Genomic DNA, 23,596 nt, shown 5'->3' on the forward strand with positions numbered 1-23,596 from the left:
TTTCCAAGGCTGCTACCTGCACGTAGAGTTGGGAACCCGCCACAGAAAGGGACACCCGGTGCAGCGTTACGACCGGCTGAGGGAAATCCTCCGTCTCGACCCCGACAAGGACTTCCTCGCCATCTACCGGCTCACCGCCACCTACGAGTTCCCCTGGGACTTCACCCGGGCTCTGGAACTCGCCCTCTTCCGGACATATGCCGTGCCCAGCATCGGCGGTCTGCTGGCCGAGACCGCCGAGTTCACCGACCGGCCCCAGAAGCGCTACGACGACACGGCGCTGCTCCTCGACGCGGTCGTCGAGCACGGCTTCGACAGCGACACCGCGCGCACCGCGATCCGCCGCGTCAACCAGATGCACCGCAGCTACGACATCTCCAACGAGGACATGCGCTACGTCCTCTGCACCTTCGTGGTGATCCCGGCGCGGTGGCTCGACGTCTACGGCTGGCGCCCGCTGACCCACCACGAGCGCCGGGCCTGCGCGAACTACTACGCAACCCTCGGCCGCCACCTGGGCATCACGGACATCCCGGACTCCTACGAGGAGTTCGAGGACACCCTGAACGCCTACGAGGAGGCCCACTTCGGGTGGGACGAGGGCGCCCGCAAGGTCGCCGACTCCACGCTCGACCTGATGGCCTCCTGGTACCCGACGCCGCTCGCACCCGCCGTGCGCCGCGCGAGCCTCGCGCTCCTCGACGAGCCGCTGCTGGGCGCCTTCCGGTACGAGGCCCCGCGCCCCCCGGTCCGGCGGCTGGTCCGCGGCGCCCTGCGGCTGCGCGGCCGCGCGGTGCGCCTGCTGCCCCCGCGCCGGGACCCGCACTACGCCCGCCAGAACCCGGAGATCAAGGGCTACCCCGGCGGCTACGACGTGGGTGAGCTCGGCACGTTTCCGGTGCCCGGCTCGGGCGGCTGCCCCGTACCGCATCCCCGCCGGCCCGCCGGAGCGGAGGCACAGCCTCCGGCGTGATCCCGGGGGCGTCCGCGGATCCCGGGCGCGGGGCCGACGTACGCACGCATGTCACGGGTGGCGTACGGCCAGCGCGAGGAAGCGGGCGTCCTCGTCGGCGTACGAGGTCATATCCCAGCCCGAACCCGCCAGCAGCGGGCCGAGGTTGTGTTCGGCCCGCATGTCCTCGGAGGTCAGCTCGCGGCCGTGGCGAGCGGCGAGGGCCGCTCGCCCGATCGGGTGAAAGAGTGCGAGCCGGCCGCCGGGGCGGACCACCCGGGCGAGCTCGCGCAGGTTCGCCCCCGGGTCCGGCAGGTGGGCGATGAGCCCGGCCGCGAACACCGCGTCCAGCACCCCGTCGCGCAGCGGCAGCCGGGCCACGTCGGCGAGCAGCAGGGCGCCCTCGGCGCCCCGCCCGGCCCGCTGCGCGGCGGCCAGCATCTGCGGGGTGAGGTCGGCGCCGAGCACCGTTCCGGAGGGCCCCACGGCGGCCCGGAGCGCGGTCAGGGCCCGGCCGGTGCCGCAGCCCGCGTCGAGCACGCGCTCCCCGCGCCGCAGTCCGAACTCGGCCACGGCGGCGGCGAAGGCGGGCCCGTCGCCGGGGAACTTGCGGTCCCAGTCGGCGGCGCGCGCTCCGAAGAACTCCTGCACGTGTGTCTGGTCTTCGCTCATGCGCCCATGATCCCGCACCGGCGTACGCCGGTGTGCCTGCGGACCGTGCGCAAGGTGGCACGTGGTGTGATCGAAGATGAACGTAGCTCTGTCATATTCCAGCAGTTCCAGCGTGTTTCGAAATGCGCCCCCAGTTCGCGCTCTCACCCGGACTAGCGTCCGTTGGCCATGGGACACCTGGGACATCTGGACCACGCCGCCTACGGGTGGCTGACACCCGCGCTGTCATACGTGATGGCTTCGATCGGCGCCGCCCTCGGGCTGCGCTGCACCGTCCGCGCGCTCGCCGCGACGGGCGCCTCCCGCCGCAACTGGCTCCTCACCGCGGCCTCCGCCATCGGCACCGGCATCTGGACGATGCACTTCGTCGCGATGCTCGGCTTCGAGGTCAGCGGCACCGAGATCCACTACAACGTGCCGCTCACCATCCTCAGCCTGCTCGTCGCCATGCTGGTCGTCGGCGCCGGGGTCTTCGCCGTGGGCTACGACAAGGACCGCGGGCGGTCGCTCGTCCTGGGCGGCCTCACCACCGGGCTGGGCGTCGCCAGCATGCACTACCTGGGAATGGCGGCCCTGCGCCTGCACGGCGAGGTCTCCTACGACCCGCTCACCGTGGGCCTCTCCGTCGCCATCGCCGTGATCGCGGCCACCGCCGCCCTGTGGGCCGCGCTCAACATCAAGTCACCGGTGGCCGTCGCCGTCGCCTCGCTCGTCATGGGCGCCGCGGTCAGCAGCATGCACTACACCGGGATGATGGCCGTCGCGGTCAGCGTCAGCCCCTCGGACGCGGCCCTGCCCGGCGCCACGGCCATGCAGTTCATCTTCCCGCTCGCCGTGGGCCTGGGCTCCTACCTGTTCATCACGGCGGCCTTCGTCGCGCTCTCCCCGACGGCCGTCGAGCGGGCCGCTTCCGCTTCGGCCGCCCAGCACCTCGGGGAGCACACCGCAACCGCGCACTGAGCAGCCGGCCTCCTGCACTGTCCCGTCCGGAGCCGCCGCCGCCCCCCGCGGACCCTCGCCCCCCACTCACCCCCACACCCGCCACCGCACCCGTAGGCACCGCCCGGAACGAGGAGCCCATGCGAACACCCCGCAGAAAACCGGAAGCAGCGGCGCCGCGGCTGCCCGCGCCCCCGGCACGCGGCCGCCGGGCCCACGCCGGACCGCCGGCCGAGGAAACGGCGGAGCACCGCGCCCACCAGCCCCTCCCGGGCACCCGAGCCGCCCCGAGCGAACGCGGACCTCGCCTGCGGCTGCGCCCCGCCACCGTCCGCGCGAAGATCGTCTCGCTGCTGATGGTCCCGGTCGTCTCGCTCCTCGCCCTCTGGGCCTTCGCCACCGTCACCACCGCCCAGGACATCGCCCGTCTCAGCCGCATCCACCAGGCCGACGCCGAGATACGCACCCCCGTCGCCGCTGCCGTCACCGAACTCCAGGCCGAGCGCCGGGCCGCCGTCCGCCTCCTCGCCGACCCCACCGCCGACCCGGGCACCCTGGACCAGCAGGCCCGCCGCACCGACACCGCCGTCCGGCGGCTGCGGCTCGGCGACCGGCACACCGTCGCCGACTCCGGCGACTACCGCTCCGACATCGTGGTCCGCCTCGGCACGTTCGTCGCCGCCGCCGAGGACCTGGGATCGGCCCGCAAGGACATCACCGACCGCCGCGCCACCCCCGAGGCGGCCTACGAGATCTACACCCGCGTGGTCGACTCCGCCCTCGCCGTCGGCGGCGCCCTGACCGGTGGCGAGGACGCCGAACTCGGCCCCGACGCCCGCGTCCTGCTCGAATTCGCCCGCGCCGGGGAACTCCTGTCGCGTGAGGACGCCCTGCTCGCCGTACCGGGCCCGCGTAGCGCCGAAACGCTTCGGCAGCTGACCGGCGCCGTCGAGGCGCGCCGTGCGCTGACCGAGTCAGCGGCCCGCGACCTCCCCACCGCGCAGCAGGCCGCCTGGCAGTCCGTCGCCAAGAGCGCCGCCTACGCCGACCTCACCGGCGCCGAGGACCGGGCGCTGGCCACCGGCACCTCCAAGGACAGCCGGGGGGCGCCCGCCGGCTGGGAGGCCGCCCACACCGCCATCGGCGCCTCGATGCTGGAGATCGAGGAGGCCGCGCACGCCGCGGCCACCGACCGGGCCGACCCGCTCGCCGAAGGGGCGCTGAGCCCGGCCGGCGCCGCCGTACTGCTGGGCCTGGCGGCCGTCGCCGCCTCGCTCGTCATCTCCGTACGGATCGGACGCGCGCTGGTCGTGGAGCTGGTCTCGCTGCGCAACACGGCCCTGGAGATCGCCCACCGCAAACTCCCGCAGGCGATGGAACGGCTGCGCGCCGGCGAGGACATCGACGTCACCGCCGAGACCCCGCCCGGGCCGCCCGCCGACGACGAGATCACCCAGGTCGGCGAGGCGCTCGGCACCGTCCACCGGGCCGCGCTCAGCGCCGCCGTCGAGCGGGCGGAGCTCGCCAGCGGGATCTCCGGCGTCTTCGTCAACCTCGCCCGCCGCAGCCAGGTCCTCGTGCACAAGCAGCTCACCCTGCTCGACTCGATGGAGCGGCGCGCCGACGACCCGAGCGAGCTCGGCGACCTCTTCCGCCTCGACCACCTCACCACCCGGATGCGCCGGCACGCGGAAAGTCTGATCATCCTGTCGGGCGCGGCCCCGGGCCGGGCCTGGCGGTTGCCGGTCCCCCTCACCAACGTCGTACGGGCCGCGGTCTCCGAGATCGAGGAGTACCCGCGCATCGAGGTCCGCCAGCTCGCCGAGGCCGCCGTGGTCGGGGGCGCCGTCGCCGACCTCACCCACCTGCTCGCCGAACTCATCGAGAACGCCGCACAGTTCTCCCCGCCCCACACCAAGGTCCGGGTCAGCGGCGAACCCGTCGGTGCCGGCTACGTCCTGGAGGTCGAGGACCGCGGGCTCGGCATGGGACGCGAAACCCTCGCCGACGCCAACCGGCGCATCGAGCAGTCCGAGGCGCTCGACCTCTTCGACAGCGACCGGCTCGGTCTCTTCGTGGTCAGCCGCCTCGCGGCCCGTCACGGAGTGAAGGTGCACCTGCGCACGTCGCCCTACGGCGGCACCACCGCGGTGGTGCTCCTGCCGAACTCCATGCTCCAGGGCGCCCTCACGGTCGGCGCCGACGGCCCCGCCACCGCCCCCGGCCGTGAGCGTCCGGCGGCGGCACGGCCACCGGAGCCGGCGGCGCCGCCGCACACCATGACCGTCGTACGGGAGGACACGCCCGGCTCGGCGGTACGGGAGGACCCGCGCGGCATCCCGGCGCCAGGCCCGGTCCCTGCACCGGTCTCGGCCCCGGCTCCGGCCCGGACCCCCGCCCCCGCCCCCGAGGAGCAGCGCCCGGCCCCGGTGGCGCCGCTGCGGCCGCGCACCCCCGGCGGCGCGGTCGCCCGTACCCAGGCGGCGTCGGCCCCCTCGGCCTCGGTGACGGAACTGCCGCGCCGGGTGCGCCAGGCCAGCCTCGTCCCGCAGCTCCGGGAGGCCCCGGCCCCCGAGGCCCCCGCCGGTGCCCGCGTTCCCGAGGACCCGCCGGGCCGCAGCCCGGAGCAGGCCCGGGACCGGATGGCGGCCTACCGGGCCGGGTGGGTCCGCGGCGCCGAGGAGAACTCCCCCCACGCAGGCAGCGAAGGAGAACTGTGATGATCGAACACCAGAGGATCGACCTCGACGGCGTCCGCAGGTCGGGCGAACTGGACTGGCTGCTGGACGACATGGTGCGCCGGGTCCGTGAGGTCCGGCACGCCGTGGTCCTCTCCAACGACGGGCTGGCGGTCGGCGCCTCCAGCGCGCTCAGCCGGGAGGACGCCGAGCACCTGGCGGCCGTGGCCTCCGGCTTCCACAGCCTGGCCAAGGGCGCGGGCCGGCACTTCCACGCCGGGGGCGTGCGCCAGACGATGGTCGAGATGGACGAGGGCTTCCTCTTCGTCGCGGCCGCCGGAGACGGCTCCTGCCTCGCCGTGCTCAGCGCGGCCAGCGCCGACATCGGCCTGATCGCCTACGAGATGGCCCGGCTGGTGAAGCGCGTCGGCGAGCACCTCTACACGCCGCCCCGGTTCGCGGCGCGGCCGCCGGCCGCCGGCTGAGGGCGGCGGTCCGGCACATGAACGGCCAGTGGTACGACGCCGACGCGGGCCCGCTCGTCCGTCCGTACGCCATGACCGGCGGGCGTACGAAGCCGGGACCCCACGGGGTCCGCTTCGATCTGATCGCGCTGGTCGTCGTGGACCCGGAGGGTGCGGACGAGGCGGCCGAGTCGCTGCTCGGCCCCGAACACCGGGCGCTGCTCGGACTCTGCCGGTCCGAGACCCAGTCGGTGGCGGAACTCGCCGCCGACGCCGACCTGCCGGTGGGGGTGGTGCGGGTCCTGCTGGGGGACCTGCTGGAGGGCGGGCACGTCAAGGTCAGCCGGCCGGTACCGCCGGCACAGCTGCCGGACGAGCGGATTCTGCGGGAAGTCATCGAGGGATTGCGAGCGCTTTGATGGGACAGCACGACAACGGACATGCCGGACCGGGTCCGGGCCCGGACGTCGACGTGGACGTGGAGGTGGATGTGGATCCCGACCCCGAGGAGGACGCCGAACTGGCCTCGCTCGCACTGAAGATCCTGGTGGCGGGCGGCTTCGGGGTCGGCAAGACCACACTGGTGGGTGCGGTGAGCGAGATCCGTCCGCTGCGGACGGAGGAACTGCTGAGCGAGGCGGGCGAACTGGTCGACGACACGGGCGGCGTGGACCAGAAGACGACGACGACCGTGGCCATGGACTTCGGGCGGATCACCATCCGGTCCGGGCTGGCCCTGTACCTGTTCGGCACCCCGGGGCAGGACCGGTTCTGGTTCCTGTGGGACGAGTTGTCGCAGGGTGCGCTCGGCGCGGTGGTGCTCGCCGACACGCGGCGGCTGGAGGACTGCTTCCCGGCGGTGGACTACTTCGAGCACCGGCGCATCCCCTTCGTGGTGGCCGTCAACTGCTTCACGGACGCGCGGAGGTACGGGGCGCACGACGTGTCGCTGGCGCTGGACCTGGAACAGGGGACGCCGGTGGTGCTGTGTGACGCGCGGGACAAGGACTCGGGGAAGGAAGTGCTGATCAGGCTGGTCGAGTACGCCGGACGGGTGCACACCGCCCGGCTGCTGGACTTGGTGGAGCCGCAGGCCGATTCCGTGTGAACCGGCTCGCGGCTCCGCCCTGGACCGGTCAGTCCGCGATTGCGGCGAGGGCGATCACCTTGTCGATCGGGACCCGGACGAGGAGTTCGCTCGGGACGGCATTGCGGCGGCCGAAGGACTCCGCGCGCTCCTCGCCCATGTAGCGGGCGCCGATCCGGGTCGCCCAGGTGAGCAACTCGTCCGCGTCGTCGGAGTATCCGCTGATCTCGGCGCGGCCCTGGAGCACGACGTACGAGAACGGCGGCCGGTCGTCGTCCACGCAGAGCGCGACCCGGCCGTCGCGGGCCAGGTTGCGTCCCTTGACGGTGTCCTTGCCGGTGTTGAACACGAAGGAATCGCCGTCGAGTACAAACCAGATGGGAGCGATGTGCGGGCTGCCGTCCTCCCGGACGGTGGACAGCTTTCCGGTGCGGGTGGAATGGGAGACGAACGCCCGCCATTCCTCTTGAGTCATCTTCTTCGCCATGGGGACATCCTCCTTGCCCGAAAGGCCCTGGTGGGGAAGGCTTGCGGCACAAGTGCGCGGGGTGGGGCGCGGCCGGGAGGCCACGTCAACGGGGAGGGGCTGGGAATGGCACTGGACAAGCAACTGGACTGGCTGCTGGACGACCTGACGCGCAGGGTCCAGCAGGTGCGGCACGCGGTGGTGCTGTCCAACGACGGCCTGGTGACGGGGGCGAGCGCGGGACTGGCGCGGGAGGACGCCGAACACCTGGCCGCCGTCGCGGCCGGTCTGCAGAGCCTGGCGAAGGGATCCGGGCGCCACTTCAGGGCCGGCGAGGTCCGGCAGACGATGGTCGAGTACGACGAGGGGGTCCTCTTCGTCATGGCGGCGGGCGCGGGCAGCAGCCTGTGCGTGCTGAGCGCGGCCGAGGCGGACATCGGCCAGGTCGCGTACGAGATGACGCTGCTGGTCAACCGGGTGGGCGAGCACTTGGGCGTCGCGGAGCGGCGCATCACCGGCGGCTGACTCGGGCGGGGCGGGGGCCGGCCCGGAGAGTTGTCCACAGGCCGCACAGGATGTCGTTGCACTGAGTTACGGTCTTCACACAGAGTAATCGCTGCTCGTGGGGGAGGACCGTGATGATGCAGATGGGGACCATGCTGCGGCACGCCGAGGTGACCGGGCCCGCGGAGCAGGCCGCGGCTGTCGAAGGCGGCGGCCGTGAGGCGGGCGCGCTGGTGGGAGGCGTGCAGGCCGCCGGGGAACTGGGGCTGAGCCGCAGCGAGTTCGCCAGGGCCGTCCAACTGGGGATCGTACGGGCGGGGCGGCCGGCGACGGGCGGGGCCGCCCGCTACGCACGGGCGGAGCTGGACCGGGCCAGGACGGCAGCGGGCGGACCGGACGCGCTGCGCGAGCGGGTCGAGGCCGTGGCCGGAGCGGGGGCGGCGGCCGAGGTGCTGGGGGTCGGCCCCAGCCGGTTCACCCGCCTCGCACGCTGTGGGCACGTCACCCCGGTCGGCTACCGGATCAACCGGTACCGGGCCGTGGTGTGGCTCTACCTGGCCGCGGAACTGCGAACGTTCGCGGCGCGGGAGCCCGGGATGCTGAGCGGGGTCGCATCCCCGGCCGACCGGGAGCTGATGGCGGCCAGGGCAGATCTGCGCCCGCGCCGGTGGCGCGGGCGGCACGTCGGGCTGCTGCTGAGACGGACCGCCGACCCCTGGGAGCGCGCCGCGGTACTGGCCTCGGTACTCCCGGAGGACGAGTTGCGGGAGGCCGTGCCCGACCCGGCGGAGCGGATCGTCCTGGCCGCGCTCGCACCGCCCCCGCCGTACGGGCATCCGCAGGTCCCGGCGTCCGCGGCGGTGGCGCTGCGGCTGCTGGAGGCCGGGCCGCCGGAAGAGGTCCACTGGTACCGCACCAGCCTGGACTTCGCCCTGACGGGCGCGCGGGATCAGTCGAAGTCGACGGGGGAGAGGGGGCCGACGTAGACCCAGGCCCCGGCCTCGCGGGAGAAGCTGCTGTGCTCGTGCAGCGAGCCGGTGTGCCGGCCCTCGCGGTAGTGGGCGCGGAACTCCACCGAGCCCTCCGTCTCGAACATCCCGCCGCGCTCGGTGGCGAGGATCTCCAGCCGCTCCCAGCGCTGCCCGGGGTCCAAGTCGAGATGGGCGGGACGGGTCAAGGGGTGCCAGGAGCGCAGCAGGTAGGCGGTGTCGCCGACGGCGAAGGCGCTGAACCGGGAGCGCATCAGGCGCTCGGCGGTGGGTGCCTGCTGGGCGCCGGAGTGGAAGCGGCCGCAGCACTCCGGGTACGGGGCGGGCAGCCCGCAGGGGCAGGGGACGGCGGAGGTGGCCATGGGTGCGCTCAGTTCTTCGGGGCGGCCTCGGACGACCGGGCCGGATCGGACGGCTTGGCGGCGTACGGACGGAACAGGCCCTCCTGGACCACGGAGACCAGCAGCCTGCCCTCCACGTCGTAGATGCGGCCCCGGGCGAGACCGCGCCCGCCGTGCGCGATGGGTGACTCCTGGTCGTACAGGAACCACTCGTCCGCCCGGAACGGCCGGTGGAACCACATGGCGTGGTCGAGCGAGGCCATGTCGAAACCGCGCATGCCCCACAGGGGCTCCACGGGGATGCGCACGGCATCGAGGAGGGTCATGTCACTGGCGTAGGTCAGGGCGCAGGTGTGCACGAGCGGGTCGTCGCCCAGCGGGCCGACCGCGCGCATCCACACCGCGCTGCGGGGGTCGGCGCCCTTGAGCTCCTCCGGAGACCAGCGGAGCCGGTTCACGTACCGGATGTCGAAGGGCTGGCGGCGGGCCATCCGCTCCAGCGTCTCCGGCAGCGCCCCGAGGTGCTCGCGGATCTCGTCCGCGACCTTGGGGAGCGTGTCGGGGTGGGGGACATGGTGAGGAGGCAGCTGGTGTTCGATGCCGCCCTCCTCCGGATGATGGAAGGAGGCGGTGAGATTGAAGATCGTCTTGCCCTGCTGGACCGCGGTGACCCGGCGCGTGGTGAAGGACCGCCCGTCGCGCACCCGCTCCACCTGGTACACGATCGGCACCCCGGGGATGCCGGGGCGCAGGAAGTACGCGTGCAGCGAGTGGACCGGGCGGTCGCTCTCGACGGTGCGGCCCGCCGCCACCAGCGCCTGGCCGGCGACCTGGCCGCCGAAGACGCGCTGGAGGGACTCCTGCGGGCTGGCGCCGCGGAAGATGTTGACCTCGATCTGCTCCAGATCGAGCAGATCGACCAGTCTCTCGGCGGGGTTCGTCATCAGAGGATCTCCACTGTCGGGTCCGGGCGGGCCGGCGGGATGCCGGATCGGGTCAGAGGGCGCCGAGCTCGCCGACCGAGGTGACCCGGATGACGGCCCGGCCCTCCTCGTCGGAGGCCGCGAGGTCGACCTCGGCGCTGATGCCCCAGCCATGGTCCCCGTTGGGGTCGGCGAAGGTCTGGCGGACGCGCCACAGGCCGTGCGCCGTGTCCTCCTCGATCTGGAGCAGCTTGGGGCCGCGCGCGTCGGGGCCGGTGCCCAGGTCGTCGTACTCGTCCCAGTAGCCGTCCATGGCCTCGCCCCAGGCGTCGGCGTCCCAGCCGGACTCGGCGTCCAGCTCGCCCAGCACGTTGACGTGGTCGAGGGCGGCCAGCTCCACCCGGCGGAACATCGCGTTGCGGACCAGGACGCGGAAGGCGCGCGCGTTCGCGGTGACCGGCTTGACCTGGTCGGCCTTCTCCTGGGCCTGCTCCGCCGTCTCCACCTCCGGGTTCGCCAGCTGCTCCCACTCGTCGAGCAGGCTGGAGTCGACCTGGCGGACCAGTTCGCCGAGCCATTCGATCAGGTCCTGGAGGTCCTCGGACTTGAGGTCGTCGGGGATGGTGTGGTCGAGCGCCTTGAACGCGCTCGCCAGGTAGCGCAGCACGATGCCCTCGGTACGGGCCAGCTCGTAGAAGGAGGTGAACTCGGTGAAGGTCATCGCGCGTTCGTACATGTCGCGGATGATCGACTTCGGGGAGACGGGGTGGTCCCGCACCCACGGGTGGCTCTTGGCGTACACGTCGTAGGCGTGGAAGAGCAGCTCTTCGAGCGGCTTGGGATAGGTGACGTCCTGGAGACGCTCCATCCGCTCCTCGTACTCGATGCCGTCGGCCTTCATCTGGCCGACCTGGATGCCCCGTTCCTTGTTCTGCTGGGCGGCCAGGATCTGGCGCGGGTCGTCCAGCGTGGACTCCACGACGGACACCATGTCCAGCGCGTAGGAGGGCGACTCCGGGTCGAGCAGGTCGAAGGAGGCCAGCGCGAAGGTGGACAGCGGCTGGTTGAGCGCGAAGTCCTGCTGGAGGTCGACGGTGAGCCGGATGGTGCGGCCCTCGGCGTCCGGGGTGTCGAGCTTCTCGACCACACCGCCGTCCAGCAGCGAGCGGTAGATCGCGATGGCCCGGCGGATGTGCCGCAGCTGGGCCTTGCGGGGCTCGTGGTTGTCCTCGAGGAGGTGACGCATCGCCTTGAAGGCATCGCCGGGCCGGGCGATGACCGACAGCAGCATGATGTTGGTGACCTTGAAGCGCGAGGTCAGCGGCTCCGGGTCGGCGGCGATGAGCTTCTCGAACGTGGTGTCCGACCAGGCGACGAAGCCCTCCGGGGCCTTCTTGCGCACCACCTTGCGGCGCTTCTTCGGGTCGTCGCCCGCCTTCGCGAGGGCCTTCTCGTTCTCGATGACGTGCTCGGGCGCCTGCGCGACCACGTAGCCCGCCGTGTCGAAGCCGGCCCGCCCGGCGCGGCCGGCGATCTGGTGGAACTCGCGGGCGCGCAGCGTCCGGACCCGGTTGCCGTCGTACTTGGTGAGCGCGGTGAACAGCACCGTACGGATCGGGACGTTGACCCCGACCCCGAGGGTGTCCGTACCGCAGATGACCTTCAGCAGACCGGCCTGGGCGAGCTTCTCCACCAGGCGGCGGTACTTGGGCAGCATGCCGGCGTGGTGCACGCCGATCCCGTGCCGGACGTATCGGGAGAGGTTCTGGCCGAACTTGGTGGTGAAGCGGAAGTTGCCGATCAGGTCCTGGATCTTGTCCTTCTCCTCGCGGGTGCACATGTTGATGCTCATGAGCGACTGAGCCCGCTCGACCGCCTGGGCCTGGGTGAAGTGCACGATGTAGACCGGAGCCTGCCGGGTCTCCAGCAGCTCGGTGATCGTGTCGGTGATCGGCGTGGTGACGTACTCGTAGGACAGCGGTACGGGCCGGGTCGCGGAGCGGACCACCGAGGTGGGCCGGCCCGTGCGCCGGGTCAGGTCCTCCTCGAACCGCTTCATGTCGCCGAGGGTCGCCGACATCAGGACGAACTGTGCCTGCGGCAGCTCCAGCAGCGGGATCTGCCAGGCCCAGCCGCGGTCCGGCTCGGCATAGAAGTGGAACTCGTCCATCACGACCTGGCCGATGTCGGCGTGCTTCCCGTCGCGCAGGGCGATGGAGGCCAGCACCTCGGCGGTGCAGCAGATCACCGGGGCGTCCGCGTTCACGGAGGCGTCGCCGGTCAGCATGCCGACGTTCTCGGTGCCGAAGAGCTTGCACAGGTCGAAGAACTTCTCCGACACCAGGGCCTTGATCGGAGCGGTGTAGAAGGTGACCTTGTCCTGGGCCAGGGCCGTGAAGTGGGCGCCGGCCGCGACGAGGCTCTTGCCGGAGCCGGTCGGCGTGGACAGGACCACGTTCGCCCCGGAGACGACCTCGATCAGCGCCTCCTCCTGAGCCGGGTACAGGGTGATGCCCTGGTCCTCCGCCCACGAGGAGAAAGCCTCGAAGAGGGCGTCGGGGTCGGCGTTCGGCGGGAGCTGATCAATGAGGGTCACACCCCCCATCTTGCCTGGCTTCCCCCCGGATCAGGGAACCGGCGGACGGAAGGAAGATCGTCGACGGTACGCTGTGCCGTCGATGGGGCCCGAACGAAACGGTCGACGGGGCCCGACCACAACACCAGCGGGGCGGGAAACGACCATGATGGGTCCGGCGCACTCACTGTCCGGGGCAGCGGCCTGGCTGGGGGTGGGGGCTGCGACCGCGGCGGCCGGACACCCCATGCCGTGGCCCGTCCTCGTCGTCGGCGCGCTGATCTGCGCCGGTGCGGCCCTGGCCCCGGACCTCGACCACAAGTCGGCGACGATCTCGCGCGCCTTCGGCCCGCTCTCCAGGGGCCTGTGCGAGGTCGTCGATAAGATCTCCTACGCCGTCTACAAGTCCACCCGCTCCAAGAAGGACGCCCGCCGCACCGGCGGCCACCGCACGCTGACGCACACCTGGCTCTGGGCCGTCCTGATAGGCGGCGGAGCCTCCGTGCTCGCCGTCACCGCCGACCGCTGGGGCGTGCTCGCCCTGCTCTTCGTGCACCTGGTGCTGGCGGTCGAAGGCCTGCTGTGGCGGGCGGCCCGGATGTCCAGCGACGTCCTGGTCTGGCTGCTCGGTGCGACCAGCGCGTGGATCCTGGCCGGAGTGCTCGACCAGCCCGGCAACGGAGCGGGCTGGCTGTTCACCGGCCCGGGCCAGGAGTACCTCTGGCTGGGCCTGCCGATCGTGCTCGGCGCCCTGGTCCACGACATCGGCGACGCGCTGACCGTCTCCGGCTGCCCGGTCCTGTGGCCCATCCCGATCGCGGGCAAGCGCTGGTACCCGATCGGCCCGCCGAAGATGATGCGCTTCCGCGCCGGCAGCTGGGTGGAGCTCAAGGTCCTCATGCCGGTCTTCGTCCTGCTGGGCGGCTTCGGCGGCGCCTCGGCCCTCGGGTTCATCTAGATCCGCCTTCCGGCTCGCGCCGGCAGCTCCCTAAATCGCTGGCGCACAGCGTGCGGCGGCGGGGATGATCCGGAACGTCCGGGCCGCCCAGCGAGGGAGCTGTGATGAGCGTTGTCGCGTCCGAGGCCTCCGGGTCCCAGCCGGAAGTCCGCGTGACGGGCGGGGCGCTGCGAGGCGCCCGCGAGGAGGGTGTGGCGGTCTTCCGCGGCATCCCGTTCGCCGAGCCGCCGGTCGGCCCGCTGCGTTTCGCCGCACCGAGGCCCGTACGGGGATGGGACGGGGTGCGGCCCGCGGTGTCGTACGGCCCGCCGCCCCCGCAGGGCGGCCACTTCGGCATGGACGCGCTCGCCCGGGACGCGGCGGGCGAGGACTGGCTCACGGTCAACGTCTGGTCGCCCGAGCCGGGCCCGGGCGCGGGGCTGCCGGTGATGGTGTGGATCCAGGGCGGCGCCTACTCGATCGGCATGTCGGGCCTTCCCGAGTACGACGGCGGCCGCCTGGCCCGTGACGGCGGTGTCGTCGTGGTGACGTTCAACTACCGCGTGGGCCCGGAGGGGTTCGGGCAGATCGAGGGAGCGCCCGCCAACCGGGGCCTGCTGGACCAGGTCGCCGCCCTGGAGTGGGTGCGCGACAACATCGGGGCCTTCGGAGGTGACCCGGGCCGCGTCACCGTCTTCGGCCAGTCGGCAGGGGCCGGATCGGTCGCCGCTCTGCTGGCGATGCCGCGGGCGGCCGGTCTCTTCGGCCGGGCCGTCGCGCAGAGCGTGCAGGGCACCTTCTTCTCGCCGGAGCTCGCCGCCGACATCGCCGCCGCCTGCGCCGCCGAGCTGGGACTGCGGCCCACGTCGGCCGATCTGGCCGGGGTGGACCCCGCCCGGCTGTCCGCCGCCGGTGACGCGGTCGGCGCCAAGATGGACCGGTGGACGGATCGCTGGGGCCCCGTCGCGCACCGGGCGATCCCCTTCTCCCCGGTCGTCGACGGCGAGACCCTGCCCGTCACGCCGTGGCAGGCCCTGGCCGAAGGCGCCGGCCGGGACATCGAACTCCTCGTCGGCCACACCCGCGACGAAACGCGGCTGCTCACCGCACTCGACGGACTGCTCGGTCAGGTCACTCCGGAGCAGGCGCAGACCGCCCTGCGCGTCTTCGGCCCCGGTCAGGACGCCGCACTCCGCTACCGCGAGGCCCATCCGGCCGCGGGCCCGGACGAGCTCTACGAGCTGGTCGGTTCCGACTGGCTGTTCCGCATGCCGTCCCTCCACCTCGCCCAGGCCCAGACGGCCGCCGGCGGCCGTGCCCACGTCTACGAGCTGATCTGGTCGGCCCCGGGCATGGGCGGCGCCCTCGGCGCCTGCCACGGCCTCGACGTGCCGCTGGTCTTCGGCAACCTGGAGCGCGGCCAGCCCGCCGTGCTGATCGGTGAGAGCCCGTTCCCGGAGGCGGAGGAGCTGTCCGCGCGCATGCGGGGCGCCTGGACGGCGTTCGCGGCCCACGGCGACCCCGGCTGGCCCGCGTACGACGCCGGGCAGCGCCTCGTGCAGCTCTTCGGCACCCGGCCGACCCTCGCCGCCTACCCGGAGGAGGCCTCCCGCCTGATCTGGCAGGACCACGCCTTCCCCGCCCTGCCGCTCCTCGGCTCCTAGCCCGCCGTCCCGCCAGTCCGTCAGCCCGGCAGCCCGGACCGTTCCCCCTGGTCAGAGGCGCGCCTTGGGCGTTCTGCTGATCGAATTAAGCGTCCATGGTCAGGAAAGCGCATTGTGCGCAGGGATGTTGACGGATTGGGTGGCCAGGGTCGGGACGGCGGGGGAAGGAAGCGAATGACACGCATGCTCGAGGGCTGCACGCCCTGGCCCGAGGAGTTCGTCGACCGCTACTGGATGGCCGGACACTGGCGCGGCCATACGCTGGACAGCCTGCTGCGCGGCTGGGCCCTGCAGTACGGACCGCGGACCGCCCTCGTGCACGGCGCCACCCGCATCACCTACGCGAACCTGAACCGGCGCGTGGACCGCATGGCCGCAGGTTTCCGCCTGCGCGGCCTGCGGCCCGGGCAGCGGGTCCTCGTCCAGCTGCCGAACGTGCCCGAGTTCGTCGTCACCGTCTTCGCGCTGATGCGCGCCGGCATCGTCCCCGTCCTGTGCCCGGTCTCGCACCGCGCGTCCGAGGTGTCCCCCGTCGCGTGGACCACCCAGGCCGTCGGCTACGTCGGTCCCTCGGTCCACCAGGGCTTCGACCACACGGCGATGGCCGCGGACATCGCGGCCCGAGGACCCTTCCTGCGGCGGGTGTTCCCCTTCGAGGCGCCGGGCACCTCGTCCCCGTACGGCGGCTTCACGACCGACCCGTCGGGCTGCCACTACTTCCCGCTGGGCTCCATCGACTCCCCGCCCTACCGGGCGCTCGCACAGAGCGCCGGCCAGGTGGCGTTCCTCCTGCTGTCCGGCGGTGCCGGCGAGGAGCCCAGGATCGTTCCGCGGACCCACAACGACTACCTCCACCAGGCGCAGACCGCCGCCGAACTGATCTCGCTCACCGAGGACGACGTGTACCTCGCCGCGCTGCCCGCCGAGTCCAACTTCGCCTTCGGCTGCCCCGGCATCGTCGGCACCCTCTCCGCCGGCGGCACCGTCGTCCTGGTCGAGGACCCGGGACCGGCGCAGTGCCTCCCGGTCATCGAGCGGGAGCGGGTCACCGTCACCTCACTGGTGCCCGCCGTGGCCCGTCTCTGGCTCGACGCACTGCCCGAGATCCGGGCCGACGTGAGCAGTCTGCGTCTCGTGCAGATCGGCGGCGCGCCCGTGGACCGGGCGACCGCCGAACGGATGGGTCCCGTACTCGGCTGTCGCCTGCAGCAGGTGTTCGGCATGGCCGAGGGGCCGCTCGTGCTCACCCGGCCCGACGATCCGGACGAGACCGTGTTCACCACACAGGGCCGTCCGCTCTCGCCCGGCGACGAGATCCGCCTCGTCGACGCCGACGGCAAGGAGGTGCCCGACGGCGAGCCCGGCGAGCTCCTCGCCCGGGGCCCGCACACCCCGCGGGGCTACTACCGGGCGCCCGGGCACAACGCACGCTCCTTCACCGCCGACGGCCACCTCCGCACCGGCCACCTCGCGCGGCGCACCCCGGACGGCAACCTCGTGGTGACCGGCGGCCCCGTGACCGGCGGCCCTGTGGCCGGCCCGCAGGGGGCCGACCCCGAGGATCCGTCCGGCAGGTGACGGGCGGGAGCGCCGGACGGCGAACCGCCGGCCGGCGAACCGCCGGCCGGGGTCACCCGTGCCAGGACCGCCACAGCGCCGCGTACGCGCCGTCCGCCGCGACCAGCTCGTCGTGCGAGCCCAGTTCGCTGATCCGGCCGCCCTCGACCACCGCGATCACGTCCGCGTCGTGCGCGGTGTGCAGCCGGTGGGCGATGGCGATGACCGTGCGCCCGTCCAGCACCCGGGCGAGCGAACGCTCCAAGTGCCGCGCCGCACGCGGGTCCAGCAGCGAGGTGGCCTCGTCCAGCACCAGCGTGTGCGGGTCCGCCAGCACCAGCCGGGCCAGCGCGATCTGCTGCGCCTGCGCCGGGGTCAGTGCCGTGCCGCCGGAACCGACCTCGGTGTCCAGGCCGGCCTCCATAGCCCGCGCCCAGCCGTCCGCGTCGACCGCGCCCAGCGCCGCCCACAGCTCGGCGTCGTCGGCGCCCGTCCGCGCGAGGCGGAGGTTGTCGCGCAGCGAGCCCACGAACACGTGGTGCTCCTGGTTGACCAGCGCCACGTGCTCGCGCACCCGCTCCGCGGGCATCCGCGACAGCCGTGCCCCGCCGAGGGTGACCTCGCCGGTCCGGGGTGCGTAGATGCCCGCGAGCAGCCGTCCCAGGGTGGACTTGCCGGCGCCCGAGGGCCCGACGAGCGCCATCCGGGTGCCCGGCGGCACGGACATCGACACCTGGTGCAGGACGTCCACGCCCTCCCGGTAGCCGAAGTGGACCTCCTCGGCCCGCACGTTCCGGCCCTCGGGAGCCACCTTCGCGTCCCCGGCGTCCGCCTCGATCTCCCGTACGCCCACCAGCCGGCCCAGCGAGACCTGGGCGACCTGCAGTTCGTCGTACCAGCGCAGGATCAGGCCGATCGGATCGACCAGCATCTGCGCGAGCAGGGCGCCCGTGGTCAGCTGACCGACCGACATCCAGCCCTGCAGCACGCAGTACCCGCCGATCAGCAGCACCGAGCCGAGGATCGTCACGAAGGTGACGTTGATGACGGGGAACAGGACCGTCCGCAGGAACAGCGTGTACCGCTCCCACGCGACCCACTGCGAGATCCGGCGCTCCGACAGAGCGATCCGCTCCGGCCCGAGACGGTGCGCCTCGACCGTGCGGCCCGCGTCCACCGTCTCGGTGAGCACGGCCGCGACCGCCGCGTAGCCGGCCGCCTCCGAGCGGTACGCCGACGGCGCGCGCCGGAAGTACCAGCGGCAGCCGATCACCAGCACCGGCAGTGCCACCAGCGCGGCGAGCGCCAGCGGCGGCGCGGTCACCGCGAGCGCGCCGAACAGCAGCCCGGCCCACACGACGCCGATCGCCAGCTGCGGCACCGCCTCGCGCATGGCGTTCGCCAGCCGGTCGATGTCGGTGGTGATCCGCGACAGCAGGTCACCGGTACCGGCCCGCTCCAGCACGCCCGGCGGCAGACCCACCGACCGCACCAGGAAGTCCTCGCGCAGATCGGCCAGCATCTCCTCGCCCAGCATCGCCCCGCGCAGGCGGACCTGCCGGACGAAGAACGTCTGGACGGCCAGTGCCAGCGCGAACAGCAGCGCCACGCGCTCCAGGTGCAGCTCGCGCGCCCCCGCCGAAAGATCGTCCACGACCCGGCCCAGCAGGTACGGGCCGACCATGGAGGCGATCACCGCTGCCGCGTTGACGCTCACCAGTGCCACGAAGGCCCGCCGGTGGCGCCGGAACAGGTCGCGCACATAGCCCCGTACGGTCGCCGACGTGCCCACGGGCAGGGTCGCGGCCGATTCGGGGGCCGCCGGATCGTACTCCGGAGGCGCCACGCCGATCATGCGGATTCCTCGATCTCTGTGAGTACTTCGTCCAGCTCTGTCAGTTCCAGCCCGGCGAGGCGCTCCTGCTGCTCCTCGTCCGTCTCGCGGGTGACCGCCGCCCGGTAGAGCGGCTCGCGGTGCAGCAGCTCGCGGTGGGTACCGACCGCCGCGACCGTGCTCCCGTCGATCAGCACGACCCGGTCCGCGCGGTCCAGCAGCAGGGGTGAGGACGCCAGTACCACCGTGGTCCGCCCGGCGCGCAGGGCGGCGATCCCGTCCGCGATCCGTGCCTCGGTGTGCGAGTCGACCGCCGAGGTCGGCTCGTCGAGCACCAGCACCTCCGGGTCGGTGACCAGGGACCGCGCCAGCGCGAGACGCTGGCGCTGCCCGCCGGACAGCGAACGGCCGCGCTCGGTGATCCGCGCGTCCATCGGGTCCTCGACCCCGTCCGGCGCCGACTGCAGCAGCGCGTCCAGCACGTCCGCGCACTGGGCGGCCGCCAGCGCCGCGCCGGACTCGACCGTGCCGGAGGCCGGTACGTCGAACAGCTCGCGCAGGGTCCCGGACAGCAGCACCGGATCCTTGTCCTGTACGAGGACCAGGGTGCGCGCGGTGTCCAGTTCCAGCTCGTCCAGCGCGACCCCACCGAGGAGCACGGACGGTGTGCCCGTGTCCGCCCCGGTCCCCGCGTCCGCCCCCGCCTCCCCGTCCATGGGGTGGCCGCCGAGGCGTTCGGCGAGCCGTCCCGCGAGGTCGGGGTCGCCGCACACGACGGCGGTGAACCGGCCCGCCGGGGCCAGCAGTCCGGTGTGCGGGTCGTACAGGTCCCCGCCCACGGCCGGCGATTCCACCGGCCCGGTGCGCACGGGCAGCTCGGCGGTGTCCGTACGGGTCAGCGACAGCACCCGGGCGGCCCGCTTGGCGGAGGGGCGCGAGAAGGAGTACGCCATGGCGATCTCCTCGAAGTGCCGGAGCGGGTAGAGCAGCGTGGCCACCGCGCTGAACGCGGCGACGAGCTCACCCACCGAGATGGTCCCGTCGGTGACGAGCGTGGCGCCGTACCAGACCACGGTGATCATCAGCGCGCCCGGGAGCACCACCTGGATCGCGGAGATCAGCGCCCACATCCGGGCACTGCGCACCGCGGCCCTGCGGACCTCCTGCGAGGCCTCGCGGTAGCGGCCGAGGAACAGCTCCTCACCGCCGATGCCGCGCAGTACGCGCAGGCCGGCGACGGTGTCGGAGGCCAACTCGGTGGCCTTGCCCGCCTTCTCCCGCTGGATGTCGGCGCGCTTGGTGGCGCGCGGCAGCAGCGGCAGCGAGGCCAGGGCGACCAGCGGGACGCCGATGGCCACGACGACACCGAGTTCGGGAGCGTAGAACAGCAGGCCGATGCAGACGAGGACGACGGAGAAGACGGCCGCGAGGAAGCGCGAGACGGCCTCGACGAACCATCCGATCTTCTCCACGTCCCCCGTCGACACCGCCACCACTTCACCCGCGGCGACCCGGCGGGTGAGGGCGGCGCCCAGCTCGGCCGTCTTGCGGGCGAGGAGCTGCTGCACGCGCGCCGCGGCGGTGATCCAGTTGGTGACGGCCGTGCGGTGGAGCATGGCGTCGCCGACGGAGATGGCGACGCCGATGACCAGCAGCAGGGCGGCGACGCGCAGCAGCCGGTCCGGATCGCGGTCGACGACCGCGGTCACGCCCAGCCCCACCGCGTACGGCAGCCCGGCGACGCCGGAGAAGTGCAGGATTCCCCAGCACAGGCTCTTGAGCTGTCCGCCGAGTTGACCGCGTCCCAGCCACAGGAGGAAACGGGGGCCTGAGCGAGCGTCGGGTACCCCCGGATCCGGATACGGAAGATCGCTGATCTGCATGACGCCCCATGACTGGTCGAGTGGTCCAAACCGTGCAAGGTTCGCCTTCCGGACCGGTCCCGGGCAATCGGTTTTCCGTCGGCGGAGCCCTTGCGCCACGAGGTCTGCGGACCCGGTGGACGGCTCCGTTCCTGTTCAGCGGGGTCGCGCACACCGGCGCTCACGGGCGAGTGGCGTGCTCCAGTTCGATGAGCGCCGAATGGTAGTGACGCCCGGTCGCCCGGTCCATGCCCACCTCGCACATCCGGTTCGCCGACAGGTGTGCGTCGAAGGCCCGCGCCGTCACCTCCGCCGCCTCGCGCGCCGTGGCGGAGGCCGTCAGCTCCGGGTGCAGCATGCCGCGGTCGCCCGCGAAGCCGCAGCAGCCCGCGTCGTCCGGGACCACCACCTCCTCGGCGCAGGCCCCGGCCACCGCCCGCAGCTGCGCCTCGTCGCCCAAGTGCCGCATCGAGCAGGTGGGATGGAGCACGGCCGAGCCCACCCTGCGCCGCACCCGCAAGTGCGGCAGGAGTTCCTCCGCGGCCCACACGACCGAGTCGACGATCCGCAGCTCCGCGTGCAGGGCCCGGTTGTCCTCCGTCAGGTACGGGACCACCTCGTGCGCGAGGCCCAGGGTGCACGAGGAGGCGTCGACGACCAGCGGCAGCCGTCCGCCGGCCGTCCAGCCCCAGGCGGCCTCGACGATCCGGTTGGCCATCTCCCGGTTGCCGGCTTCGTAGCCCTTGGAGTGCCAGATGGTCGCGCAGCAGGTTCCCTTCACGTCGCGGGGGATCCAGACCGGCTTGCCGGCGCGTTCCGACACAACCACCACGGCCTCCGGCAGGGAGGGGCCGGGACGGCCCCCGGATCCGCCGAAGATGCGGTTGACGCAGGCCGGGTAGTACACCGCCGAGGCGCCCACCCGCCGGGTGACGGGCAGGCTCCGCGCGGCCGCGCCGGGGATCTGCGGCAGCCACCGCGGCAGCAGGTCCGGTCGTACGGCCTTGCGCGCGGCCCCCGTGGCCGCCTCGAGCAGCTGGTCCCCGACCGCACGGGTGACGCGGTCGGCCGCGGCCACCGTCAGCCGGGCGGCGGCCTCGACGGTCCGGAACCGCCGCGCGGCCAGCGCGGCGGCGGCCTCCTCGCGGGCGCCGTGCCGGCGGTGGCGGAAGTCCCTCATCAGCGCCCCGGTGTCGATGCCGACCGGGCAGGCCAGCCTGCAGGTGGAGTCGCCCGCGCAGGTGTCCACCGCGTCGTGGCCGTAGGCGCCGAGCAGCCCGTCCAGCACGGGGGAGCCGGGCTGCTGGCGCATCATCTCGCGGCGCAGCACGATCCGCTGGCGCGGAGTGGTCGTCAGATCCCCGCTGGGGCAGGTCGGTTCGCAGAAACCGCACTCGATGCAGGGGTCGGCCACCGCCTCCACCTGCGGAATGGTCTTCAGGCCGCGCAGATGGGCCCGCGGGTCGCGGTCGAGGAGGATGCGCGGGGCGAGCACCCCGTCCGGGTCGACGACCCGCTTGGTCCGCCACATCAGCCCGGCCGCCCTGGGGCCCCATTCCAGTTCGAGGAAGGGGGCCATGTTGCGGCCGGTGGAGTGCTCGGCCTTCAGGGAGCCGTCGAAGCGCTCCACGGTGAGCCGGCAGAAGGCCTCCATGAAGGCCCCGTACCGCTCGACGTCGGCCGGGTCCGCGGCGTCGAAGGCGAGCAGGAAGTGCAGGTTGCCGTGGGCGGCGTGCCCGGCGACGGCCGCGTCGAAGCCGTGCCGCGCCTGGAGTTCGAGGAGCGCCCCGCAGGCTTCGGCCAGCCGGGAGGGCGGTACCGCGAAGTCCTCGGTGATCAGGGTGGTGCCGGGGGCGCGGGCTCCGCCGACGGCGGTGACGAAGGCCTTGCGGGCCGTCCAGTAGCCGCCCACGGTCTTCGGGTCGCTGGTGAAGGCATTGGTGACCGAGGCCACCGGGGCGATCAGGTCGAGTCCGTCGAGGGCCCGCGCGGCCCGGCGTGCGCAGGCGTCCCGGCCGGCCTCGTCGGGGGCCCGGAACTCCACGAGCAGGGCGGTCGTCTCCCGGGGCAGGTCCGCCCAGTCGGCGGGAACGCCCGCGACGCTGACCGAGGCGCGCAGGGTGTTGCCGTCCATCAGCTCCACGGCGACGGCGCCCGCCTCGTTGAAGACGGGCACGGCCGCGGCCGCCGCGGGCAGCGAGGGGAAGAACAGCAGGGCCGAACAGACCTCGCGGTCGAGGGGGAGGGTGTCGAAGACGACCTCGGAGATGAAGCCGAGGGTGCCCTCCGAGCCGACCATCAGGCCCCGCAGGATCTCGACGGGGGTGTTGCCGTCGAGATAGGCGTCGAGGCGGTAGCCGGTGGTGTTCTTGATCTCGTACTTGGCGCGGATCCGGGCGACCAGGGCGGGGTCGGCCTCGATCTCCTCCTTGATCTCCATCAGCCCGCGGCACAGGGCCGGTTCGGCGCGCGCCAGCTCCTCGTCGGCCAGCGGGTCGGCGGTGTCCACGACGGTGCCGCCGGGCAGGACGAAGGTGAGGGAGGAGAGCGTGCGGTACGAGTTCCGCGTGGTGCCCGCGGTCATGCCGGAGGCGTTGTTGGCGACGACCCCGCCGAGGGTGCAGGCGAGGGCGCTGGCCGGGTCGGGGCCGAGGATCCGGCCGTGCCGGGCGAGGGCTGCATTGGCCCGCATCACGGTGGTGCCGGGCCGGATCCGGGCCCGCCGGCCCTCCTCCAGCACCTCGATCCCGGCCCAGTGGCGGCGTACGTCGACCAGGATGTCCTCGCCCTGGGCCTGGCCGTTGAGCGAGGTCCCGGCGGCGCGGAAGACGATCTCCCGCCCGCGGCCGTGGGCGTACGAGAGCACCGCGGAGACGTCGTCGATGTCCTCGGCGATCACGACGACCTGGGGCACGAACCGGTACGGGGAGGCGTCGGAGGCGTAGCGGACCAGGTCGGACACCTTCCACAGCACCTTCTCGGCGCCCAGCAGCTCGGTCAGCTCGCCGCGCAGCGGCTCCGGGGTGCCGGCGGCCCGGTGCGCGGGGACCCGGTCGGGGGAGGGGCCGCTGATGCCGCGCGGGCGCAGGGCCCCCGGCTTCGGTTCCAGCAGCGGCATGTGCGACCCCTCGCCTCACGGCGGCCCACGTGTG

General features: G+C 73.2%; 19 protein-coding genes. 11 read left to right on the forward strand and 8 right to left on the reverse strand.

Annotated features, from left to right (window positions below):
- Window positions 1-58: 58 nt before the first annotated feature.
- Entirely contained in the window at window positions 59-973 is a 915-nt protein-coding gene (locus tag ACIPYQ_RS34185; RefSeq protein WP_401257970.1) for an oxygenase MpaB family protein, read from the forward strand.
- Window positions 974-1,024: 51 nt separating this feature from the next.
- On the opposite strand, the gene ACIPYQ_RS34190 is transcribed toward ACIPYQ_RS34185, so the two are convergent.
- Window positions 1,025-1,624 carry a class I SAM-dependent methyltransferase gene (locus ACIPYQ_RS34190; RefSeq protein WP_401257972.1) on the reverse strand — a complete coding sequence of 200 codons (600 nt, stop codon included), beginning with the start codon at window positions 1,622-1,624 and terminating at the stop codon, window positions 1,025-1,027.
- 177 nt (window positions 1,625-1,801) lie between these two features.
- On the opposite strand from ACIPYQ_RS34190, the gene ACIPYQ_RS34195 reads away from it, so the two are divergent.
- The 5 genes from ACIPYQ_RS34195 (at window position 1,802) to ACIPYQ_RS34215 (ending at window position 6,813) form a co-directional block, all read left to right on the forward strand.
- A complete protein-coding gene (locus tag ACIPYQ_RS34195) occupies window positions 1,802-2,584 on the forward strand; it encodes an MHYT domain-containing protein (protein ID WP_401258128.1) in 783 nt (260 codons plus the stop codon).
- Window positions 2,585-2,703: 119 nt separating this feature from the next.
- On the forward strand, window positions 2,704-5,283 hold the full coding sequence (locus ACIPYQ_RS34200) for a nitrate- and nitrite sensing domain-containing protein (protein ID WP_401257973.1): 2,580 nt from the start codon (window positions 2,704-2,706) through the stop codon (window positions 5,281-5,283).
- Window positions 5,283-5,726, forward strand: coding sequence for a roadblock/LC7 domain-containing protein (locus ACIPYQ_RS34205; protein WP_319733760.1), 444 nt, complete (start codon window positions 5,283-5,285; stop codon window positions 5,724-5,726). The genes ACIPYQ_RS34200 and ACIPYQ_RS34205 overlap by 1 nt, the downstream gene beginning before the upstream one ends.
- Window positions 5,727-5,743: 17 nt before the next feature.
- On the forward strand, window positions 5,744-6,124 hold the full coding sequence (locus ACIPYQ_RS34210) for a DUF742 domain-containing protein (protein ID WP_327417858.1): 381 nt from the start codon (window positions 5,744-5,746) through the stop codon (window positions 6,122-6,124).
- A complete protein-coding gene (locus ACIPYQ_RS34215; protein ID WP_401257974.1) occupies window positions 6,124-6,813 on the forward strand; it encodes a GTP-binding protein in 690 nt (229 codons plus the stop codon). Before ACIPYQ_RS34210 ends, ACIPYQ_RS34215 begins: the two co-directional genes overlap by 1 nt.
- Window positions 6,814-6,841: 28 nt before the next feature.
- On the opposite strand, the gene ACIPYQ_RS34220 is transcribed toward ACIPYQ_RS34215, so the two are convergent.
- Window positions 6,842-7,279 carry a PPOX class F420-dependent oxidoreductase gene (locus tag ACIPYQ_RS34220; RefSeq protein WP_362238759.1) on the reverse strand — a complete coding sequence of 146 codons (438 nt, stop codon included), beginning with the start codon at window positions 7,277-7,279 and terminating at the stop codon, window positions 6,842-6,844.
- A 105-nt stretch (window positions 7,280-7,384) separates the two neighbouring features.
- Here ACIPYQ_RS34220 and ACIPYQ_RS34225 point away from each other — a divergent pair, with 105 nt between their 5' ends.
- Together ACIPYQ_RS34225 and ACIPYQ_RS34230 are read left to right on the forward strand one after the other, a co-directional pair.
- A complete protein-coding gene (locus ACIPYQ_RS34225) occupies window positions 7,385-7,783 on the forward strand; it encodes a roadblock/LC7 domain-containing protein (RefSeq protein ID WP_030384197.1) in 399 nt (132 codons plus the stop codon).
- Between the two features lie 113 nt (window positions 7,784-7,896).
- The gene (locus ACIPYQ_RS34230; RefSeq protein ID WP_401257976.1) at window positions 7,897-8,748 is read left to right on the forward strand and encodes a DUF6397 family protein; all 852 of its coding nucleotides are present in this window, start codon (window positions 7,897-7,899) and stop codon (window positions 8,746-8,748) included.
- Here ACIPYQ_RS34230 and ACIPYQ_RS34235 read toward each other — a convergent pair.
- From ACIPYQ_RS34235 to ACIPYQ_RS34245, 3 genes are read right to left on the reverse strand one after another with little or no spacing between them, the layout of a single operon-like run.
- Window positions 8,712-9,113: a YchJ family protein gene (locus ACIPYQ_RS34235; protein ID WP_401257978.1), complete on the reverse strand. Its 402-nt coding sequence runs from the start codon at window positions 9,111-9,113 to the stop codon at window positions 8,712-8,714. The two genes, ACIPYQ_RS34230 and ACIPYQ_RS34235, sit on opposite strands and share 37 nt — an antisense overlap.
- An 8-nt stretch (window positions 9,114-9,121) precedes the next feature.
- Window positions 9,122-10,036, reverse strand: coding sequence for an acyl-CoA thioesterase (locus tag ACIPYQ_RS34240; protein WP_401257980.1), 915 nt, complete (start codon window positions 10,034-10,036; stop codon window positions 9,122-9,124).
- A gap of 52 nt (window positions 10,037-10,088) precedes the next feature.
- Entirely contained in the window at window positions 10,089-12,611 is a 2,523-nt protein-coding gene (locus tag ACIPYQ_RS34245) for a DUF3516 domain-containing protein (protein ID WP_361755612.1), read from the reverse strand.
- 145 nt (window positions 12,612-12,756) lie between these two features.
- On the opposite strand from ACIPYQ_RS34245, the gene ACIPYQ_RS34250 reads away from it, so the two are divergent.
- From ACIPYQ_RS34250 to ACIPYQ_RS34260, 3 genes are all read left to right on the forward strand, one after another.
- Window positions 12,757-13,548, forward strand: coding sequence for a metal-dependent hydrolase (locus ACIPYQ_RS34250; protein ID WP_361755609.1), 792 nt, complete (start codon window positions 12,757-12,759; stop codon window positions 13,546-13,548).
- 104 nt (window positions 13,549-13,652) lie between these two features.
- The gene (locus tag ACIPYQ_RS34255; RefSeq protein WP_401257982.1) at window positions 13,653-15,191 is read left to right on the forward strand and encodes a carboxylesterase/lipase family protein; all 1,539 of its coding nucleotides are present in this window, start codon (window positions 13,653-13,655) and stop codon (window positions 15,189-15,191) included.
- A gap of 174 nt (window positions 15,192-15,365) precedes the next feature.
- The gene (locus tag ACIPYQ_RS34260; protein ID WP_401257984.1) at window positions 15,366-16,769 is read left to right on the forward strand and encodes a (2,3-dihydroxybenzoyl)adenylate synthase; all 1,404 of its coding nucleotides are present in this window, start codon (window positions 15,366-15,368) and stop codon (window positions 16,767-16,769) included.
- A gap of 52 nt (window positions 16,770-16,821) precedes the next feature.
- Here ACIPYQ_RS34260 and ACIPYQ_RS34265 read toward each other — a convergent pair whose 3' ends face one another.
- The 3 genes from ACIPYQ_RS34265 to ACIPYQ_RS34275 all read right to left on the reverse strand — a co-directional run bounded on the left by ACIPYQ_RS34265 (window position 16,822) and on the right by ACIPYQ_RS34275 (window position 23,562).
- Window positions 16,822-18,603 (reverse strand): ABC transporter ATP-binding protein, encoded by a 1,782-nt coding sequence (locus tag ACIPYQ_RS34265; protein WP_401257986.1) that lies wholly within the window; start codon window positions 18,601-18,603, stop codon window positions 16,822-16,824.
- Window positions 18,600-20,465: an ABC transporter ATP-binding protein gene (locus tag ACIPYQ_RS34270; RefSeq protein WP_401257987.1), complete on the reverse strand. Its 1,866-nt coding sequence runs from the start codon at window positions 20,463-20,465 to the stop codon at window positions 18,600-18,602. Before ACIPYQ_RS34270 ends, ACIPYQ_RS34265 begins: the two co-directional genes overlap by 4 nt.
- Before the next feature lie 160 nt (window positions 20,466-20,625).
- Window positions 20,626-23,562: an FAD-binding and (Fe-S)-binding domain-containing protein gene (locus tag ACIPYQ_RS34275; RefSeq protein WP_401257989.1), complete on the reverse strand. Its 2,937-nt coding sequence runs from the start codon at window positions 23,560-23,562 to the stop codon at window positions 20,626-20,628.
- Window positions 23,563-23,596 lie beyond the last annotated feature (34 nt).

Origin of the sequence: Streptomyces sp. NPDC090045 (genome assembly GCF_044747975.1) — a bacterium.
GTDB lineage: Bacteria > Actinomycetota > Actinomycetes > Streptomycetales > Streptomycetaceae > Streptomyces.

Excerpts from the sequence above, each read along its gene's own strand:
- ACIPYQ_RS34190 (WP_401257972.1), bottom strand. The coding sequence starts at position 1,624 with ATGAGCGAAGACCAGACACACGTGCAGGAGTTCTTCGGAGCGCGCGCC.
- ACIPYQ_RS34200 (WP_401257973.1), top strand. The coding sequence starts at position 2,704 with ATGCGAACACCCCGCAGAAAACCGGAAGCAGCGGCGCCGCGGCTGCCC.
- ACIPYQ_RS34205 (WP_319733760.1), top strand. The coding sequence starts at position 5,283 with ATGATCGAACACCAGAGGATCGACCTCGACGGCGTCCGCAGGTCGGGC.
- ACIPYQ_RS34210 (WP_327417858.1), top strand. The coding sequence starts at position 5,744 with ATGAACGGCCAGTGGTACGACGCCGACGCGGGCCCGCTCGTCCGTCCG.
- ACIPYQ_RS34215 (WP_401257974.1), top strand. The coding sequence starts at position 6,124 with ATGGGACAGCACGACAACGGACATGCCGGACCGGGTCCGGGCCCGGAC.
- ACIPYQ_RS34220 (WP_362238759.1), bottom strand. The coding sequence starts at position 7,279 with ATGGCGAAGAAGATGACTCAAGAGGAATGGCGGGCGTTCGTCTCCCAT.
- ACIPYQ_RS34225 (WP_030384197.1), top strand. The coding sequence starts at position 7,385 with ATGGCACTGGACAAGCAACTGGACTGGCTGCTGGACGACCTGACGCGC.
- ACIPYQ_RS34230 (WP_401257976.1), top strand. The coding sequence starts at position 7,897 with ATGATGCAGATGGGGACCATGCTGCGGCACGCCGAGGTGACCGGGCCC.
- ACIPYQ_RS34235 (WP_401257978.1), bottom strand. The coding sequence starts at position 9,113 with ATGGCCACCTCCGCCGTCCCCTGCCCCTGCGGGCTGCCCGCCCCGTAC.
- ACIPYQ_RS34240 (WP_401257980.1), bottom strand. The coding sequence starts at position 10,036 with ATGACGAACCCCGCCGAGAGACTGGTCGATCTGCTCGATCTGGAGCAG.
- ACIPYQ_RS34250 (WP_361755609.1), top strand. The coding sequence starts at position 12,757 with ATGATGGGTCCGGCGCACTCACTGTCCGGGGCAGCGGCCTGGCTGGGG.
- ACIPYQ_RS34255 (WP_401257982.1), top strand. The coding sequence starts at position 13,653 with ATGAGCGTTGTCGCGTCCGAGGCCTCCGGGTCCCAGCCGGAAGTCCGC.
- ACIPYQ_RS34260 (WP_401257984.1), top strand. The coding sequence starts at position 15,366 with ATGACACGCATGCTCGAGGGCTGCACGCCCTGGCCCGAGGAGTTCGTC.
- ACIPYQ_RS34265 (WP_401257986.1), bottom strand. The coding sequence starts at position 18,603 with ATGATCGGCGTGGCGCCTCCGGAGTACGATCCGGCGGCCCCCGAATCG.
- ACIPYQ_RS34270 (WP_401257987.1), bottom strand. The coding sequence starts at position 20,465 with ATGCAGATCAGCGATCTTCCGTATCCGGATCCGGGGGTACCCGACGCT.
- ACIPYQ_RS34275 (WP_401257989.1), bottom strand. The coding sequence starts at position 23,562 with ATGCCGCTGCTGGAACCGAAGCCGGGGGCCCTGCGCCCGCGCGGCATC.